This window comes from Bradyrhizobium sp. BWA-3-5 (assembly GCF_032917985.1).
Classification (GTDB): Bacteria; Pseudomonadota; Alphaproteobacteria; order Rhizobiales; family Xanthobacteraceae; genus Bradyrhizobium.
On record NZ_CP136626.1, the window covers coordinates 7,541,452 to 7,557,613 of the forward strand.

Consider the following 16,162-nt stretch of genomic DNA (forward strand, 5'->3'; position numbering starts at 1 on the left):
ATCGCCGGCGAAAGCGGGCGATCCAGTATTCCAGAGACGTCAGCGCCAGGGCCGAGAAGCCGCGGTGTACTGGGTCCCCCGCTTTCGCGGAGGACGACAGTTGTGGGTGAGGCGGCTGCGTGCCCTTCCTTCAAATCTTCTGATTATACTCGCCGACTTCCGGATGCGTGCGCAGCACGCCATCCATCGCCTCGAACATGTCGCGCATGCGCTGTTCGGAGACCGGGCTCTCGACGACGACCACCAGCTCCGGCTTGTTCGATGACGCCCGCACCAGGCCCCAGCTGCCGTCTTCCACCGTGACGCGCACGCCGTTGACGGTGACGAGGTCACGGATCTTTTGGCCGGCGACCTTCTCGCCCTTCTTCTGCAGCTTCTCGAAGTGCTTCACCACGGCGTCGGCAACGCCGTATTTCACCTCGTCGGCGCAATGCGGCGACATCGTTGGCGACGACCAGGTCTTCGGTATAGCGTTCTTCAGGTCGGCCATCGACTTATCGGGCGCGCGATCGAGCATCTCGCAGATCGCGATCGCCGAGACGAGGCCATCGTCATAGCCGCGGCCGAATGGCTTGTTGAAGAAGAAGTGGCCGGATTTTTCGAACCCCGCCAGCGCGCCCATCTCGTTGGTGCGGCGCTTCATGTAGGAATGGCCGGTCTTCCAATAGGCGGTTTTCGCGCCCTGCTTCTGCAGCACCGGGTCCGTCACGAACAGGCCGGTCGACTTCACGTCGACCACGAACTGGGCATCCTTGTGGATCGCCGACATGTCGCGCGCCAGCATCACGCCGACCTTGTCGGCGAAGATTTCCTCGCCGGTATTGTCGACCACGCCGCAGCGGTCGCCGTCGCCGTCGAATCCGAGGCCGACATCGGCTTTGTGCTGGAGCACGGCGTCGCGGATCGCGTGCAGCATCTCCATGTCTTCGGGGTTCGGATTGTATTTCGGAAAAGTGTGGTCGAGCTCGGTGTCGAGCGGGATCACCTCGCAGCCGATCGCCTCCAGCACCTGCGGCGCGAAGGCGCCCGCTGTGCCGTTGCCGCAGGCGGCCACGACCTTCAGCTTGCGCTTGAGTTTTGGGCGGCCCGTGAGATCGGCAATATAGCGCGCCGGAAAATTCTCGTGGAATTGATAGGCGCCGCCGGCCCTGTTCTTGAACTCGGCGTTGAGCACGATTTCCTTCAGCCGCGTCATCTCGTCGGGGCCGAAGGTCAGGGGACGGTTGGCGCCCATTTTGACGCCGGTCCAGCCATTGTCGTTGTGCGAGGCGGTGACCATCGCAACGCAGGGCACGTCGAGATCGAATTGCGCGAAATAGGCCATCGGCGTTACCGCGAGCCCGATGTCGTGCACCTTGCAGCCCGCCGCCATCAGGCCGGAAATCAGCGCGTATTTGATCGAGGCGGAATAGCCGCGGAAATCGTGGCCAGTGACGATCTCCTGCTTGACGCCAAGTTCCGCAATCAGCGCGCCGAGCCCCATGCCCAGCGCCTGAACGCCCATCAGGTTGATTTCCTTCTCGAACAGCCAGCGCGCGTCATACTCGCGAAAGCCGGTTGCCTTCACCATCGGTCCGGATTCATAAGCATAAGTATTCGGAACCAGCACGGATTTGGGCTTTGGAAACATGAAATCGGCCTTGTCATGAAAAGCGGATGGGAACGCCGCAGCCATAGCGCGTGCGCGGGCCGGGCGATAGGCGGACCGGCGCCTTGTCAGGGCTAATTGCGGCGGTTTGGTAGCAGGGTAACCTTACTGTTCCAGCACCATCCGGCCATTGGCATATTCGAAGCGCTTCAGCTTCGACAGGAACGACAGGCCGAGCAGGTTCTCCGACAGTGCCTCATCGGGCAGCACCAGTGCGTCGACGTCGCGCACCACGAGGCCGCCGAGCTCAATCATCGCGATCCGCGTCCGCGCGGCTTTGACGCTGCCATTGGCGGTGGAAACCGTGGCGTTGTAGTCGCTGCGCAGGGGACGCAGGCCGAACCGCGCGGCAGATTTTTCGTTCAGCGCCACCAGCGAAGCGCCGGTGTCGACCATGAAGTTGATGCGCTGGCCGTCGATGCGGCCGTCGGCCGCGAAATGACCGCGCGCGTCGCGGGGAATGTCGAGGCTGCGGCCGGAGGCCTGCGCGACGGTCTGAGCGGGCATCAGTTTCGGGGATGATTTGGCGGCCGCCGGGGCCGGCGACATGCTGCTGGCCAGTTGCGCCATGTAGGTGCCGAGGCCGACCAGAACGGCGGCAAGAATCATCAGGTTACGCATGACGCCACACACTTAACTGCCAGACCGCCGATATCACCACGCCCGCCGCCAAGCCGCGACTTAACTACGGCGGCCGAGGCTGCCATTTTGGCGAAAAGGATGAGTGAAGGGTTAACGGTGGTCTCTTCAACCTCTCCCCGCCTGCGGGGAGAGGTCGGATCGCATCGCAGATGCGATCCGGGTGAGGGGGTACAGGTCTATCAACAGAAATCATTTCGCAGAGAGCCCTCACCCCGACCCTCTCCCCGCGAAGAGCGGGGAGAGGGAGTCCAGGGGCATTACGTCCCGCGCGGCTTGACGCGGCGCGTCGGCAGCGCGCTGGCCGGATCTTCCGGCCAGGGGTGGCGGGGATAGCGGCCGCGTAGGTCGGAGCGGACGGCGGCATAGCTGCCGCGCCAGAAGCCCGGCAAATCGCGCGTCACCTGCACCGGACGCTGTGCCGGCGACAGCAATTCCAACACCAGCGGCACCGCGCCCCTGGCGATCGAGGGATGGGTGTTGAGCCCGAACAATTCCTGCAGCCGCACGGCGATGGTCGGGCCCTGCGCGGCCTCATAGTCGATCGCAAGCATGGTACCGGTCGGCGCCTCGAAATGCGTCGGCGCCTCGCGCTCCAGCCGCGCGCGCAGCTCCCAGGGCAGCAGTGCCATCAGCGCGTCGGAAAGATCGCCGGCGGAGAGCTCCTTCAGCGCGGTCTTGTCGTAGAGCGCAGGCACCAGCCAGTTCTCGGCCTCAGCGGCGAGCGCCGCATCCGACAGGTCGGGCCAGCTATCGCCTTCCGCCTTGCGCAGGAACATCACGCGGTCGCGCCATTGTTTCAGCGCTTTCGACCACGGCAGCTTGTCCAGCCCTGCAGCCACCAGGCCGGCGGCAAAGATGCGCGCGGTCTCCGCCGATGGCGACAGCGCGACCGGCGCCTCCGACAGCGTGATCGCGTGCAGCGTCCGCTTGCGGCGCCCGCGCAGCGCCATCGCACCGCGATCAAACGAAATCTCTACCGCGTCCTCGATCTGATCGGCGAAGCGCGTTTCGATATCGGCCTGCGCAATCGGCGCGGCCAAAAGGATGCGGCCCTGCGCAGCGGTGCCGGTCAGTTCGCCGACCGCGATATAGGGCGCACGGGCCAACGACGACGTCTGCTCGACGGCGGCGCCGCGGCCATTGGCCAGGACGAAGCTGCCATTGCCGCGGTTGCGGGCAACGCGGTCGGGGAACGCCAGCGCCAGCATGATGCCGGTGGACGGCGAAGTATATTCCACCGACGGGGCTTCCGCGGTCGCAACCTGTTGCGCCCAGCGCTGCGCGAGGCTGCGGGCGCTACTGGCGCGCGGCGAGCGGTCGCGGCGGAACTGGTCCAGCCTGTGATCGAGATCAACGCTATCGCCACCGAGGCCGCGCTCGGTCAGGATGGCGGCGATCTCGGCCGCCTCCTCGCCCGCGCCCAGCCGGTGCGAATCCACGATCATGCGCGCCAGCCGCGGCGGCAGCGCCAGCGCACGCAGGCTCTGGCCTTCGGCGGTGATACGGCCATCGGGATCAAGCGCGCCGAGTTCGCGGAGCAGGCTATTGGCTTCCTTCAGCGCAGGCGCCGGCGGCGGATCGAGAAATGCCAGCGCGGAGGGATCGCGCACGCCCCATTGCGCGAGATCGAGCACCAGCGAGGACAGATCGGCCGAGAGAATTTCGGGCTGCGTGTAAGCCGCGAGCGAAACGGTTTGCGGCTCGTCCCATAGACGGTAGCAGACGCCTGGTTCGGTGCGGCCGGCGCGGCCGCGACGCTGATCGACGGCAGCGCGCGAGGCCCGCACGGTCTCCAGCCGCGTCAGCCCAATATCAGGCTCGTAGCGCGGCACCCGCGCCAAGCCGCAATCGACGACGATGCGAACGCCCTCGATGGTCAGCGAGGTCTCGGCGATCGAGGTCGCGAGCACGACCTTGCGGCTTCCCCTCGGCGCCGGGGCGATGGCGCGGTCCTGCACGCTCGCCTCGAGCGCACCGAACAGCGGCACGATCTCGATGCTGGCGTCATGCACCCGCTCAGCGAGGAAATTCTGCGTGCGGCGGATTTCGGCGGCGCCCGGCAGAAACGCCAGCACCGAGCCGGGATCAGCGCGCAGCGCCGTCGCAATCGCATCCGCCATCTGACGCTCGATCGGCGCATCCATCTTGCGGCCGAGATAGCGCGTCTCCACTGGAAAGGCGCGGCCTTCGCTGGCAATGACGGGCGCATCGCCCAAAAGCTTGCCGACGCGCGCACCGTCGAGCGTCGCCGACATCACGAGGATGCGGAGATCCTCGCGCAAACCCGTCTGCGCGTCACGCGCCAGCGCCAGGCCCAGATCGGCGTCGAGCGAACGCTCGTGAAACTCGTCGAACAGCACTGCGGCGACACCATTCAATTCGGGATCGTCGAGAATCTGCCGGGGAAAAATTCCCTCGGTGACCACCTCGATCCGCGTCGCGCGCGAAATTTTGGAGCCGAAGCGGACGCGATAGCCGACGGTCTCCCCCGCCCGTTCGCCAAGCGTCCGTGCCATCCGCTCCGCGCTGGCCCGCGCCGCAATCCGCCGCGGCTCCAGCATGATGATCTTTTTGCCCTTCAGCCAGGGCGCATCGAGCAGCGCCAGCGGCACCCGCGTGGTCTTGCCGGCGCCGGGAGGCGCCACCAGCACGGCGGTGTTGCTCGCCGCGAGCGTGCGGTCGAGCTCGTCGAGCACCGCGTCGATCGGAAGGGGCGTGTCGAAGCTACGGGGCAATATCTCGGATCCGTCATCACCCGCCTTGTGCGCAATTGCGCACTGGAGCGGTGATCCAGTAAACCCAGCCGTTACTGATTACGAAGAGCGCGCGTACTGGATACCCCGCCTGCTCGGGGTATGACAACCGCGGTTGCGGCTAGTTCCGAGGCTCAGCCGCCCGTCCGACGCTTTCGTAAACGAAGCCCTGGGCCGCCATGTCATCGGCGCGGTAGATGTTGCGCAGATCGATCACGACGGGCTGCGCCATCGCGGCCTTGATCCGGTCGAGGTCGAGCGCGCGGTACTGCACCCATTCGGTGACGATCACCATGGCGTCGGCCCCCCTCACGCATTCATAGGGGTCGTCGCAATATTCGATATCAGGCAGTTCCTTCTTGGCCTGCTCCATGCCGACCGGATCATGCGCGCGCACTTTCGCGCCCATGTCGAGCAGGCCGGTGACCAGCGGAATCGACGGCGCCTCGCGCATGTCGTCGGTATCGGGCTTGAAGGTGAGGCCGAGCACGGCGACGGTCTTGCCGCGAAGACTGCCGACGGCATTCGACACCTTGCGCGCCATCGCGCGTTTGCGGTTGTCGTTGACGCCGAGCACGGCCTCGACGATGCGCAGTTGCACGTCGTGGTCCTGCGCAATCTTGACCAGCGCGCGGGTATCCTTCGGAAAGCATGAGCCGCCGAAACCCGGGCCGGCATGCAGGAATTTTGAGCCAATACGGTTGTCGAGCCCGATACCGCGCGCGACTTCCTGCACGTCGGCGCCGACCTTCTCCGAGAGATCGGCAATCTCGTTGATGAAGGTGATCTTGGTGGCGAGGAACGCGTTGGCCGCGTATTTGATCAGTTCGGCAGTGCGCCGCGCGGTGAACATCAGGGGGCCCTGGTTGAGCGACAGCGGCCGGTAGACGTCACCGAGAAGTTTTCGTCCGCGCTCGTCCGCGGTGCCGATCACGATACGGTCGGGGAATTTGAAATCGCGGATCGCGGCGCCCTCGCGCAAAAATTCCGGATTGGAGGCGACCACCACGTCGGCCGAGGGATTGGCTTCACGGATCAGCCGTTCGACCTCGTCGCCGGTGCCGACCGGCACGGTCGATTTCGTCACCACCACCGTGAAGCCCGACAGGGCGGCGGCGATCTCGCGCGCCGCGCTATAGACGTAAGTGAGGTCGGCATGGCCGTCGCCACGCCGCGAGGGTGTTCCAACCGCGATGAAGACCGCGTCGGCGTCCGCGACCGGCGCCGCCAGGTCGGTGGTGAAATCCAGCCGCTTGGCCTTGACATTGGAGGCGACCAGCGCGTCCAACCCCGGTTCGAAGATCGGGATCTCGCCGCGGCGCAGGGCTTCGATCTTGCCGGCATCCTTGTCCACGCAGGTGACGTGGTGGCCGAAATCGGCAAAGCAGGCGCCGGATACCAGCCCCACATAGCCCGTGCCAATCATGGTGATCCGCATGAAACCAACCCGTGTTGAATGGTTAACGCCAACCCCGATTTTCGGGCGTCTTAGAGCATTTTTCACCAAAGGGGAAACCGGAAAAGCGGAGCGGTCCCCGGCATGTCATTTGTATGGATAAAGGGGAAAGCAACGGATCGGGCCGAAGATGCGGCCACCTCGCGCTGAAAAGGGACACCGATGACTTCAAACGGCACACCTCCCGCCCCTGAACGTTCCACCCGCATCGACTGGGTCGACTATGCCAAGGGCATCTGCATCGTCATGGTGGTGATGATGCATTCGGTGCTGGGGGTGGAAAAGGCGGCGGGCGACACCGGTTTCATGCATGCGTTCGTCATGTTCGCCCAGCCATTCCGGATGCCGGACTTCTTCCTGATTTCGGGCCTGTTCCTTGCCGTCGTGATCGACCGCGACTGGCGCACCTATCTCGACCGCAAGGTCGTGCACTTCGCATATTTTTACGTCTTGTGGATGACAATCCAGTTCGGCTTCAAGGCGCCGTCCTTCGCCGCCGAACATGGCTGGCGGCATGTCGGCACCCTGTATCTCGAATCCTTCATCGAGCCGTTCGGCACCCTCTGGTTCATCTATCTGCTGCCGATCTTCTTTGTCGTCACAAAACTGTCACGCGGCATCTTGCCGCTCGCGATCTGGGTTGTCGCCGCCGCATTGGAAATGGCGCATGCGGCGACCGGCTGGACGGTGATCGACGAATTCTGCGCGCGCTTCGTCTATTTCTATTCCGGCTATCTGTTTGCTTCCTACGTGTTCGCGCTGTCGGACCGCTCGCGCGAGAAGCCCGTGCTGGCGCTGATTGGCCTTGTGCTGTGGGCACTCGTCAATGGCGGCCTCGTGACCGCGGGTTATAGCCACTTGCCGCTCGTCTCGCTGGCGCTCGGCTTCGCCGGTGCCGGCGCCATCATCGTGATGGGCACGCTGCTGGCGCGGATGCAGTGGCTGAACTTCCTGCGCTATTGTGGCGAGCACTCGATCGTCATCTACCTCGCGTTCTTCTTGCCGATGGCGGTGACGCGGACGCTGCTGCTGAAGACTGGCGTGATCGCCGATATCGGCGCGATCTCGCTGATCGTCACACTGGCCGGCGTCGCTGGCGCCGTCGTGATCTGGCGGCTGGCGCTGGCGGTTCGCGCCGATTTCCTGTTCGAGCGCCCCGCCTCCTTCTGGATCGCACCGAAAAAGGCTGCCCCGACGCTGCAGCCGGCGGAGTAGGTTTATATCCACATCTCGGCTGTCATCGCCCGGCTCGACCGGGCGACCCAGTACGCCGGGCTCTCCCAATTGAAAGCGGCCGTCTCGGCGTACTGGATCACCGCCTTCGCGGGTGATGACAGGTGTGTGCGGGTGATGACAGGAGTGCGCCGGGACGACAAGTGTGTATTGGGCTGAAAATCCCCCTCCCAAGGCTGTCATTCCCTGCAAAAATCCCTAAATTTCGGCCATGCCGAAAACAGCCCCCAAAGCCGCCGCCAAGCCCGCCCCCGCCAAAGTTCCAGCCAAGGACCCAGCAAAGCCCGCCGCCAAACAACCAGGCAAGGGCGACCATGTGTTCCTGGTGGACGGGTCCTCCTACATTTTCCGCGCCTATCACGCGCTGCCGCCGCTCAACCGCAAATCCGACGGGCTGCAGGTCAATGCCGTGCTCGGCTTCTGCAACATGCTGTGGAAGCTGCTCCGCGACATGCCTGAGGATAACCGGCCGACGCATCTCGCGATCGTATTCGACAAGTCGGAAATCACGTTTCGCAACAAGCTCTATCCCGACTACAAGGCGCACCGGCCGCCGGCGCCTGACGACCTGATCCCGCAATTTGCGCTGATCCGCGAAGCCGTGCGCGCCTTCGACCTGCCCTGCCTGGAGCAGGTCGGCTTCGAGGCCGACGACCTGATCGCGACCTACGTCCGCATCGCCTGCGAGCGCGGCGCTTCCGCCACCATCGTATCATCAGACAAGGACCTGATGCAGCTCGTGACCGATTGCGTCACCATGTACGACACCATGAAGGATCGCCGGATCGGCATATCAGAAGTGATCGAGAAATTCGGCGTGCCGCCTGAGAAGGTCGTCGAGGTGCAGGCGCTGGCGGGCGACTCTACCGACAATGTGCCCGGCGTGCCCGGCATTGGCGTCAAGACCGCAGCGCAACTGATCATCGAATATGGCGACCTCGAACAATTGCTGTTCCGCGCCGGCGAGATCAAGCAGCCGAAGCGGCGCGAGGCGCTGATCGAGCATGCCGAGAAGGCGCGGATCTCGCGGCAACTGGTGCTGCTTGACGACAAGGTCGATCTCGAGGTGCCGCTCGATGACCTCGCGGTGCACGAGCCGGATGCCCGCAAGCTAATCGCTTTCCTCAAGGCAATGGAATTTTCCACCCTCACCCGCCGCGTTGCCGAATATTCGCAGATCGATCCATCCGAGATCGAACCGGATGCTGGCAACAAGAGCGGTGCCAGCGTTTTCGCGGTGCCGCCATCCGGCGACAAACCCGAAGGCTACGCCGAAGACGCGACGCTGTTTGATGCGCCGGGCGCCGCGACCGTTCCGCCGTCGAGCAAGGGAGCCGCGCCGGTCAAGGGATCTGACAAGCAGGACAAGGCCGCGAGCCCCAAGGGCACGCCGATCTCCCTTGCCGCCGCGCGGGCCGAAGCGGTGCGTAAACTTCCGGTCGACCGCAACAAATACCAGACCATCCGCACCCCCGATGAACTGAAGGCCTGGATTGCGCGCGCTTACGACACCGGCACGTTCGCTGTTGACGTCAAGGCGTCTTCCGACGATCCGATGCAGGCCGACATCTGCGGCATCGCGCTGGCCCTTAGCCCCAACGATGCCTGCTACGTTCCCCTCACCCACAAGCAATCCGGCGGCGGCGCGGGCCTGTTCGACGCGGGGCTGGCGCCGGACCAGATCAAGGCCGGCGACGCGTTGGCCGCGCTGAAGCCGCTCTTGGAATCCGCAGGGCTGCTCAAGATCGGCTTCAACATCAAGTTCAACGCCGTGGTGCTGGCGCAGCACGGCATCACGTTGCGCAACATCGACGACGCGCAGTTGATGTCGTATGCGCTCGATGCCGGCCGCGGCTCGCATGCGCTGGAGCAGCTCGCCGAGCGCTGGTTCGGCCATGCCGTCGTCAGCTTCGGCGACCTCGTCGGCAGCGGCAAAAACAAGCTGACCTTCGACCAGGTCGCGATCGACAAGGCGACCACCTATTCCGCCGAAAGCGCTGACGTGATCCTGCGGCTGCACCGCGCGCTGAAGCCGCGGCTTTTGGCCGAGCACATGACGACGGTCTATGAGACGCTGGAGCGGCCGCTGGTCACTGTGCTGGCGCGGATGGAGCGGCGCGGCATCTCGATCGATCGGCAGGTGCTGTCGCGGCTGTCGGGCGATTTCGCGCAGACCGCGGCGCGCGTCGAGGCCGAGCTTCAGGAGATTGCGGGCGAGCCGATCAATGTCGGCAGCCCCAAGCAGATCGGCGACATCATCTTCGGCAAGATGGGCATACCCGGCGGCACCAAGACCAAGACCGGCGCATGGTCGACCTCGGCGCAGATCCTCGACGACCTCGCCGAACAGGGCCACGAATTCCCCAAGAAGATCTTGGAATGGCGACAGGTCTCGAAGCTGAAATCGACCTATACCGACGCGCTGCCGACCTATGTGCATCCGCAGACCCACCGCGTGCACACGACATACGCGCTGGCGGCGACCACCACGGGACGGCTGTCGTCGAACGAGCCTAACCTGCAGAACATCCCTGTTCGTACCGAGGACGGCCGGAAAATCCGCCGCGCCTTTATCGCGACGCCCGGCCACAAGCTGGTGTCCGCGGACTATTCGCAGATCGAGCTTCGGCTGCTCGCCGAGATCGCCGATATCCCGGTGCTGAAGCAGGCGTTTCGTGACGGGCTCGACATTCACGCCATGACGGCGTCCGAAATGTTCGGCGTGCCGATCAAGGACATGCCGGGCGAAGTGCGCCGCCGGGCGAAAGCGATCAATTTCGGCATCATCTACGGCATCTCCGCCTTCGGCCTCGCCAACCAGCTCGGCATCGCCCGCGAGGAAGCTTCCGCCTACATCAAGAAATATTTCGAGCGTTTTCCCGGCATCCGCGCCTATATGGACGAGACGCGCGACTTCTGCCGGACCAACGGCTATGTCACGACGCTGTTCGGCCGGAAGTGCCACTACCCCGACATCAAGGCCTCCAACGCCTCGATCCGTTCCTTCAACGAGCGCGCCGCGATCAACGCGCGCCTGCAAGGCACCGCCGCCGACATCATCCGCCGCGCCATGATCCGCATGGAGGACGCGTTGGCTGAGAAGAAGCTGTCGGCGCAGATGCTGCTGCAGGTGCACGACGAACTGATCTTCGAAGTGCCCGACGACGAAGTGGCGGCGACGCTGCCGGTGGTCCAGCACGTCATGCAGGACGCGCCGTTCCCGGCGGTGGTGCTATCGCTGCCGCTGCAGGTCGATGCCCGCGCGGCGAATAATTGGGACGAGGCGCACTAACGGCAGGATGCTGATTCAAATTCCAAGCGCGCTCTGATAGGCGAACAGCGCCGGCGCGCCGCCGGTGTGCAGGAAAATGACATCCTCGTCCCTGCGCCAGCGCCCCTGGCGGATCAAAGCGATCAGGCCGGCGAGCCCTTTGCCCGAATAGACCGGATCGAGCGGAAGCGCCTCGAGCCGGCCGGCGAGCCGGATCGCCTCGATGGTGGCTTCGTGCGGCACGCCATAGCCAGGCCCCGCATGCCCGGCGACGACTTCTACACTTGTTTCGTCGAAGGGAACATCGAGCAGGTCGGACGCTTCCCGCGCAAACGCCACGACATCGGCGCGCACCCGCGCAGGCTCGGCGTCGATATCGATCCCGACGATGCGCGTGTTCGGCATGGCCACGGCCGCGCCAACCACGAGACCGGCCTGCGTGCCGGCGCTTCCCGTGCAATGCACGATGGCTGATGGTGAGAAACCCAAATGCGCGGCCTGCGGCTCGATCTCGGCAATCGTCGTGGCGTAGCCGACAGCGCCGAGCGCATTCGACACGCCGTACGGCACGAAGTACGGCTTGTGTCCCTTCGCCTCAAGATCGCTGACGAGCGTGCGAATGGCGGCGTTGCGGTCGCCGGTCCACGGCACGTCATGCAGATGGGCGCCGAACAGGCGGTTGAGAAACGCGTTGCCCGAGGTCTTGTATTCCGCCGTCGGGGCTTCGAGCCGGCCATGGTAGACCGCCAGATGACATGCGAGGCCGAGCTTGGCGGCAACCGCCGCCACCTGCCGCTGGCTGTTCGATTGCCCGACGCCGCCGGAGACGATCGTATCGGCGCCACTTGTGAGCGCCTCGTGCAGGACGTAGTCGAGCTTGCGCAGCTTGTTGCCGCCAAAGCCGAGCCCGGTCGCATCCTCGCGCTTGACCCACAGCCGCGGCCCGCCGAGATGGGCCGTCAGCCGCTTCATCGGCTCGAGCGGCGTCGGCAGGTTTGCCAGGCCCAGACGGGGAAATGCTTTGAGCCGATCGGACAAGGGCCTGCGATCATTTGGCATCGTTCCGCCGCCTGACTTGCAAGGAGTTTCCAACAAGAGCTTTCCGGCTCTTATTATAGCCGCCATCGACGACGGTGCATCATCCAAGCGAACGATGAAGGCCCGCGCGGTCCATCGCACCGGCAATTGCACTCGGAGCAATTTGCGAAATGACATTGCGGGCCCACGCACGTTAAGAACGCAGGCATACCTTTCCTGCGAGTCTCCATGCCCCATCTGCCTACGCTGCTCGGTTTCGCCCTGGTCTCGCTTGGCATCGTGCTGACGCCGGGGCCGAACATGATCTACCTGATCTCGCGCTCGATCACGCAAGGCCCGGCGGCGGGGATCGTTTCGCTCGGCGGGGTCGCGCTCGGCTTCGTGTTCTACATGCTGTGCGCCGCGTTCGGCATCACGGCGCTGTTGTTCGCGGTCCCCTACGCCTATGACGCGCTGCGCTTCGCCGGCGCCGCCTATCTGCTGTGGCTGGCCTGGCAGGCGGTCAAGCCCAATGGACGCTCGCCGTTCCAGGTGAAGAAGCTGCCGGCCGATAGCCCGCGCAAACTGTTTGCGATGGGGTTCGTTACCAATCTTTTGAACCCGAAAATCGCGATGCTGTATCTGGCGCTGCTGCCGCAATTCATCGACCCCGCTGCGGGCAGCGTGCTGACGCAGTCGCTGGTGCTGGGGACGATCCAGACCGTGATCAGCGTTTCCGTGAACGCGATGATCGCACTGGCCGCCGGTTCGATCGCGCTCTTTCTCGGCACGCGGCCGACCTGGCTGCTCGTACAGCGCTGGCTGATGGGCACGGTGCTGGCGGGGCTTGCGGTGAAGCTGGCGTTCGAGGCGAAGCGGGGGTGACCTTTCTAACCTCGCCCCGCTTGCGGGGAGAGGTCGGATTGCGAAGCAATCCGGGTGACGGGGTACCGCACTCTCCACGAGTCGTTCTTGCGGCGAGAGCCCCTCACCCGACCCTCTCCCCGCAAGAGCGGGGCGAGGGATAAGGCATCAATCCAGCTTCGCTTCCATGCCGCGCTTGGTCGCGGGACGCGCCATCAGGGCGTTGTACCAGCGCTCGACGTTCGGAAAATCCTTCAGCTCCACCTTGTGGCGCGGGTGGCGCCAGGCCCAGCCGAGGATGGCGAAGTCGGCGACCGAGAGTTCGCCGGCGACGAAGTCGCGCCCGTCGAGCCGGCGGTCCAGCACGCCATAGAGCCGGCGTGTCTCGGCCATGTAGCGCTTGAGGCCATAGGCGCGATCGGCTTCATTCTCCAGCGCGATGAAATGGTGCACCTGGCCGGGCATCGGGCCAAAGCCGCCCATCTGCCACATCAGCCATTCATAGACCGGGATGCGCTCGGCCAGCGGCTTGGGCAGGAACTTGCCGGTCTTTTCGCCGAGATAGAGCAGGATCGCGCCGGATTCGAAAATGCTGACCGGCTTGCCCGCCGGGCCGTCGGGATCGACGATCGCCGGGATCTTGTTGTTCGGGCTGAGCTTGAGGAAGTCGGGCGCCATCTGCTCGCCCTTGGTGATGTTCACCGGGATGACCTTGTAGGGCAGCCCCATCTCCTCCAGCGCAACCGAGATCTTGCGGCCGTTCGGCGTGTTCCAGGTGTGCAGTTCGATCGTCATTTTTGTTATACCCCGCGGAAGCGGCGTATCCAGTACCCCGGAACTTGCGGGCGTTACAACCGCCGCCGCGGAATACGGGGTCATCTGCTTTCGCGGATGACGACACCGTGCCCTGTTGACGGCGCCGGATCGGCGCTGGAATGTGCCCGCGAGCGCCGATAGATTGCGCCCCGCCTGAAGACGCGCCTTAGGAAAACCGCCTTGTCCAAATCAGCCTCCCGTGCCCGCCTCGCCGAGATCATCCGCAAGCGCTCGTTCGGCCGCGGCGAGATCACGCTGGCCTCGGGCCGCAAGAGCGATTTCTACTTCAACCTCAAGCCGACCATGCTCGACCCCGAGGGCGCGGCGCTTTTGGCCGAACTGACCTATGAGGCGCTGAAGGACGACAGGCTCGACTTCATCGGCGGGCTGGAGATGGGCGCGGTCCCACTGGCGGGGGCGATCGCGCAGCTCTCCTGGCTGAAGGGGCATCCGATCGCCGCCTTCTTCGTGCGCAAGAAGCCGAAGGAGCATGGCGCCCGCCTGGCGGTGGAGGGGCTCGCCAAGGGCGAGAGCCTTAAGGGCAAGCGCATCGTGATCGTCGAAGACGTCACGACGACCGGCGGCTCGGCCTTGAAGGCGGTCGAGGCGGTGCGCGAGGCCGGCGGCGAGATCGTGCTGGTGCTGACCATGGTCGACCGCGAGGAAGGCGCCACCGAGGCCTTTGCCGAGGCCGGGCTCGAGTTCCGCTCGCTGTACAAGGCGGGTGAATTCTTGAAGGGGTGAGCGCTCGCGCTCGTCGCACGCGGTGTCGTGGCGAACCATCCGGTGTTGGAACGAAGACGCGTGGCGCGAGCCAGGCTATGCCATAAGGTATAGTGGGCCTGCCACGGTTTCCGCGTATTTCTTTTTCAGCTTTGCGTTCAAGGTAAAAGGTCATTTACCGTCGCCCGTTAAGGTTACGCTGGACTGAAGCCTGTCGCGTTTCAGCGCGTTTGTTGCGTTGGGTGGAGTTGGGGTTGCGTACACAGTTGGGTTGTTCACGCGTGCGCCGCGCGGCGTTTCTGGCCGCAGCGACCTTTGCCTGCGCCCTCACACTGACGCCCGCCAGCGTCTCTGCCGAAGGCCTGTTCGATTTCCTGTTCGGCGGCCTGCAGAAGCAGCAGGCCCGGCAATCCCCATCACCGGCCAATTTCTTCGCAGATCCGTTCGGCACCAACCAGCAGTCCCATCCCGCGCCGGTACCGCGCGTCGCCGGCTCCGGACCTGCTTTTTGCGTGCGAAGCTGCGATGGCAAGTATTTTCCGCTGACCACGCGCGGCAATGCGTCGCCGGTGCAGATGTGCCAGGCGTTCTGCCCGGCCAGCGTCACCAAGGTGTTTTACGGCAGCAGCATCGACAGCGCGGCCGCGAGCAATGGCGAACGCTACGCCGACAGCGAGAACGCCTACGCCTACCGCAAGGCGCTGCGCGCCGATTGCACCTGCAACGGCAGAAACCCGTCAGGCCTTGCGCCGGTCGATCTCGCGCTCGATAGCTCGCTGCGCTCCGGCGACGTCATCGCCACCACCGACGGCCTGGTGGCCTATACCGGCGTGCGCCTCGGCACCGACCAGAGCGCCGAGTTCACGCCCGTGGCGTCCTATCCCGGCCTCACGGCGGACGTTCGCGCCCGGCTCGGCGAGATGAAGGTCGCGCCTGTCAGCGCCGAGACGGTCGCCGGCACCGCGCCGCTGCCAGAAACACGGCGCGACGACGACCTGCCGACCGGCTCGATCCCCAAGGCGGCTGCGCCGAAGGCGGCGAAACGGGCGGAGGCGCGATAAGACCGCGCACCGCCAGGGCCAAACGCAAAACTGCGAAAACAACCCCATGCAAAGTAGAATGGGGCCAGGCTACGAGACCTCGCCTCGCCTGACTCACCGCCCGACGATCACCCCGATCACGTTCGGCGCCGACAGGTATTTTTCCTCGATCGCCGCGCGTGCCGCGGCGCGGTTTTCCGGCGTCAGCAAGCCGCGCTTCTCGGCCAGGATCATCCAGCAATAGCCCCACCAGTCCGTCAGCATGCCCTGATCGTCGACGAGGTCGTAGCCCTGCTCGGCGGCGAAGATGCGCGCCTGCGCTTCATCCAGGCCATCGAGAAAGGCGTGGTCCTCGATCGAGAACAATTCGTCGCTGAAATCATCTGTCGTGTAGCCCCACACCGACATGCAGACGGCGTTGAATTCGCGGTCGATCGCATCGTCGTCAATGACCTGGCGGCGCGAGGCCTGGTGCAGGCGCGACAGCGAGCGCGCGAAATCGGCGATGCGGGTGAGAGCGAACTGATCGAAGGCGATGGTGGACATGTAGTCCTCGCAAACTCGGATGGACCCTAGATGTGGTGTCGGCAAGGCGCCGAATCACAATGATATATCAAGTACTTGCTAAATTGTTCTTAATTTGTTCTGGCGGCAATTAAATCTGAAGTTGTTGCCAGATGTCGCCAATTTTTACGTCGT

At 64.6% G+C, this 16,162-nt stretch carries 12 protein-coding genes; 5 read left to right on the forward strand and 7 right to left on the reverse strand.

What is annotated here, in order from left to right; translation table 11 throughout:
- Positions 1 to 130: 130 nt before the first annotated feature.
- From RX331_RS36235 to RX331_RS36250, 4 genes are all read right to left on the reverse strand, one after another.
- A complete protein-coding gene (locus RX331_RS36235) occupies positions 131 to 1,630 on the reverse strand; it encodes a phosphomannomutase/phosphoglucomutase (protein WP_317254347.1) in 1,500 nt (499 codons plus the stop codon).
- Between the two features lie 123 nt (positions 1,631 to 1,753).
- Positions 1,754 to 2,257: a TIGR02281 family clan AA aspartic protease gene (locus tag RX331_RS36240; RefSeq protein ID WP_317258328.1), complete on the reverse strand. Its 504-nt coding sequence runs from the start codon at positions 2,255 to 2,257 to the stop codon at positions 1,754 to 1,756.
- A 290-nt stretch (positions 2,258 to 2,547) separates the two neighbouring features.
- On the reverse strand, positions 2,548 to 5,025 hold the full coding sequence (hrpB, locus tag RX331_RS36245) for an ATP-dependent helicase HrpB (protein WP_317254348.1): 2,478 nt from the start codon (positions 5,023 to 5,025) through the stop codon (positions 2,548 to 2,550).
- A gap of 139 nt (positions 5,026 to 5,164) precedes the next feature.
- A complete protein-coding gene (locus tag RX331_RS36250) occupies positions 5,165 to 6,481 on the reverse strand; it encodes a UDP-glucose/GDP-mannose dehydrogenase family protein (RefSeq protein WP_317254349.1) in 1,317 nt (438 codons plus the stop codon).
- A gap of 180 nt (positions 6,482 to 6,661) precedes the next feature.
- Between RX331_RS36250 and RX331_RS36255 the strand changes: the two genes are divergently transcribed.
- Both RX331_RS36255 and polA read left to right on the forward strand, forming a co-directional pair.
- Positions 6,662 to 7,714 carry an acyltransferase family protein gene (locus tag RX331_RS36255; RefSeq protein WP_317254350.1) on the forward strand — a complete coding sequence of 351 codons (1,053 nt, stop codon included), beginning with the start codon at positions 6,662 to 6,664 and terminating at the stop codon, positions 7,712 to 7,714.
- A gap of 229 nt (positions 7,715 to 7,943) precedes the next feature.
- On the forward strand, positions 7,944 to 11,024 hold the full coding sequence (polA, locus tag RX331_RS36260; RefSeq protein ID WP_317254351.1) for a DNA polymerase I: 3,081 nt from the start codon (positions 7,944 to 7,946) through the stop codon (positions 11,022 to 11,024).
- Positions 11,025 to 11,039: 15 nt separating this feature from the next.
- Here the strand turns inward: polA and RX331_RS36265 are convergent, their stop codons facing one another.
- Positions 11,040 to 12,041 carry a D-cysteine desulfhydrase family protein gene (locus tag RX331_RS36265; RefSeq protein ID WP_317254352.1) on the reverse strand — a complete coding sequence of 334 codons (1,002 nt, stop codon included), beginning with the start codon at positions 12,039 to 12,041 and terminating at the stop codon, positions 11,040 to 11,042.
- Between the two features lie 228 nt (positions 12,042 to 12,269).
- Between RX331_RS36265 and RX331_RS36270 the strand changes: the two genes are divergently transcribed.
- Positions 12,270 to 12,905, forward strand: a complete 636-nt coding sequence (locus RX331_RS36270; protein WP_317254353.1) for a LysE family translocator — start codon at positions 12,270 to 12,272, stop codon at positions 12,903 to 12,905.
- Between the two features lie 147 nt (positions 12,906 to 13,052).
- On the opposite strand, the gene RX331_RS36275 is transcribed toward RX331_RS36270, so the two are convergent.
- Complete coding sequence (locus RX331_RS36275) at positions 13,053 to 13,679, reverse strand: glutathione S-transferase family protein (protein ID WP_317254354.1); 627 nt, start codon at positions 13,677 to 13,679, stop codon at positions 13,053 to 13,055.
- Between the two features lie 201 nt (positions 13,680 to 13,880).
- Here RX331_RS36275 and pyrE point away from each other — a divergent pair, with 201 nt between their 5' ends.
- Both pyrE and RX331_RS36285 read left to right on the forward strand, forming a co-directional pair.
- Complete coding sequence (gene pyrE / locus RX331_RS36280) at positions 13,881 to 14,444, forward strand: orotate phosphoribosyltransferase (protein ID WP_317254355.1); 564 nt, start codon at positions 13,881 to 13,883, stop codon at positions 14,442 to 14,444.
- Between the two features lie 233 nt (positions 14,445 to 14,677).
- Positions 14,678 to 15,484 carry a DUF2865 domain-containing protein gene (locus RX331_RS36285; protein WP_410708047.1) on the forward strand — a complete coding sequence of 269 codons (807 nt, stop codon included), beginning with the start codon at positions 14,678 to 14,680 and terminating at the stop codon, positions 15,482 to 15,484.
- A gap of 93 nt (positions 15,485 to 15,577) precedes the next feature.
- Here the strand turns inward: RX331_RS36285 and RX331_RS36290 are convergent, their stop codons facing one another.
- Positions 15,578 to 16,009, reverse strand: a complete 432-nt coding sequence (locus tag RX331_RS36290; RefSeq protein WP_317254356.1) for a hypothetical protein — start codon at positions 16,007 to 16,009, stop codon at positions 15,578 to 15,580.
- Positions 16,010 to 16,162 lie beyond the last annotated feature (153 nt).

What these genes read in the sequence shown, in the direction of transcription:
- RX331_RS36235 (WP_317254347.1), bottom strand. Translation starts at nt 1,630, where the DNA reads ATGTTTCCAAAGCCCAAATCCGTGCTGGTTCCGAATACTTATGCTTAT.
- RX331_RS36240 (WP_317258328.1), bottom strand. Translation starts at nt 2,257, where the DNA reads ATGATTCTTGCCGCCGTTCTGGTCGGCCTCGGCACCTACATGGCGCAA.
- RX331_RS36250 (WP_317254349.1), bottom strand. Translation starts at nt 6,481, where the DNA reads ATGCGGATCACCATGATTGGCACGGGCTATGTGGGGCTGGTATCCGGC.
- RX331_RS36255 (WP_317254350.1), top strand. Translation starts at nt 6,662, where the DNA reads ATGACTTCAAACGGCACACCTCCCGCCCCTGAACGTTCCACCCGCATC.
- polA (WP_317254351.1), top strand. Translation starts at nt 7,944, where the DNA reads ATGCCGAAAACAGCCCCCAAAGCCGCCGCCAAGCCCGCCCCCGCCAAA.
- RX331_RS36270 (WP_317254353.1), top strand. Translation starts at nt 12,270, where the DNA reads ATGCCCCATCTGCCTACGCTGCTCGGTTTCGCCCTGGTCTCGCTTGGC.
- RX331_RS36275 (WP_317254354.1), bottom strand. Translation starts at nt 13,679, where the DNA reads ATGACGATCGAACTGCACACCTGGAACACGCCGAACGGCCGCAAGATC.
- RX331_RS36290 (WP_317254356.1), bottom strand. Translation starts at nt 16,009, where the DNA reads ATGTCCACCATCGCCTTCGATCAGTTCGCTCTCACCCGCATCGCCGAT.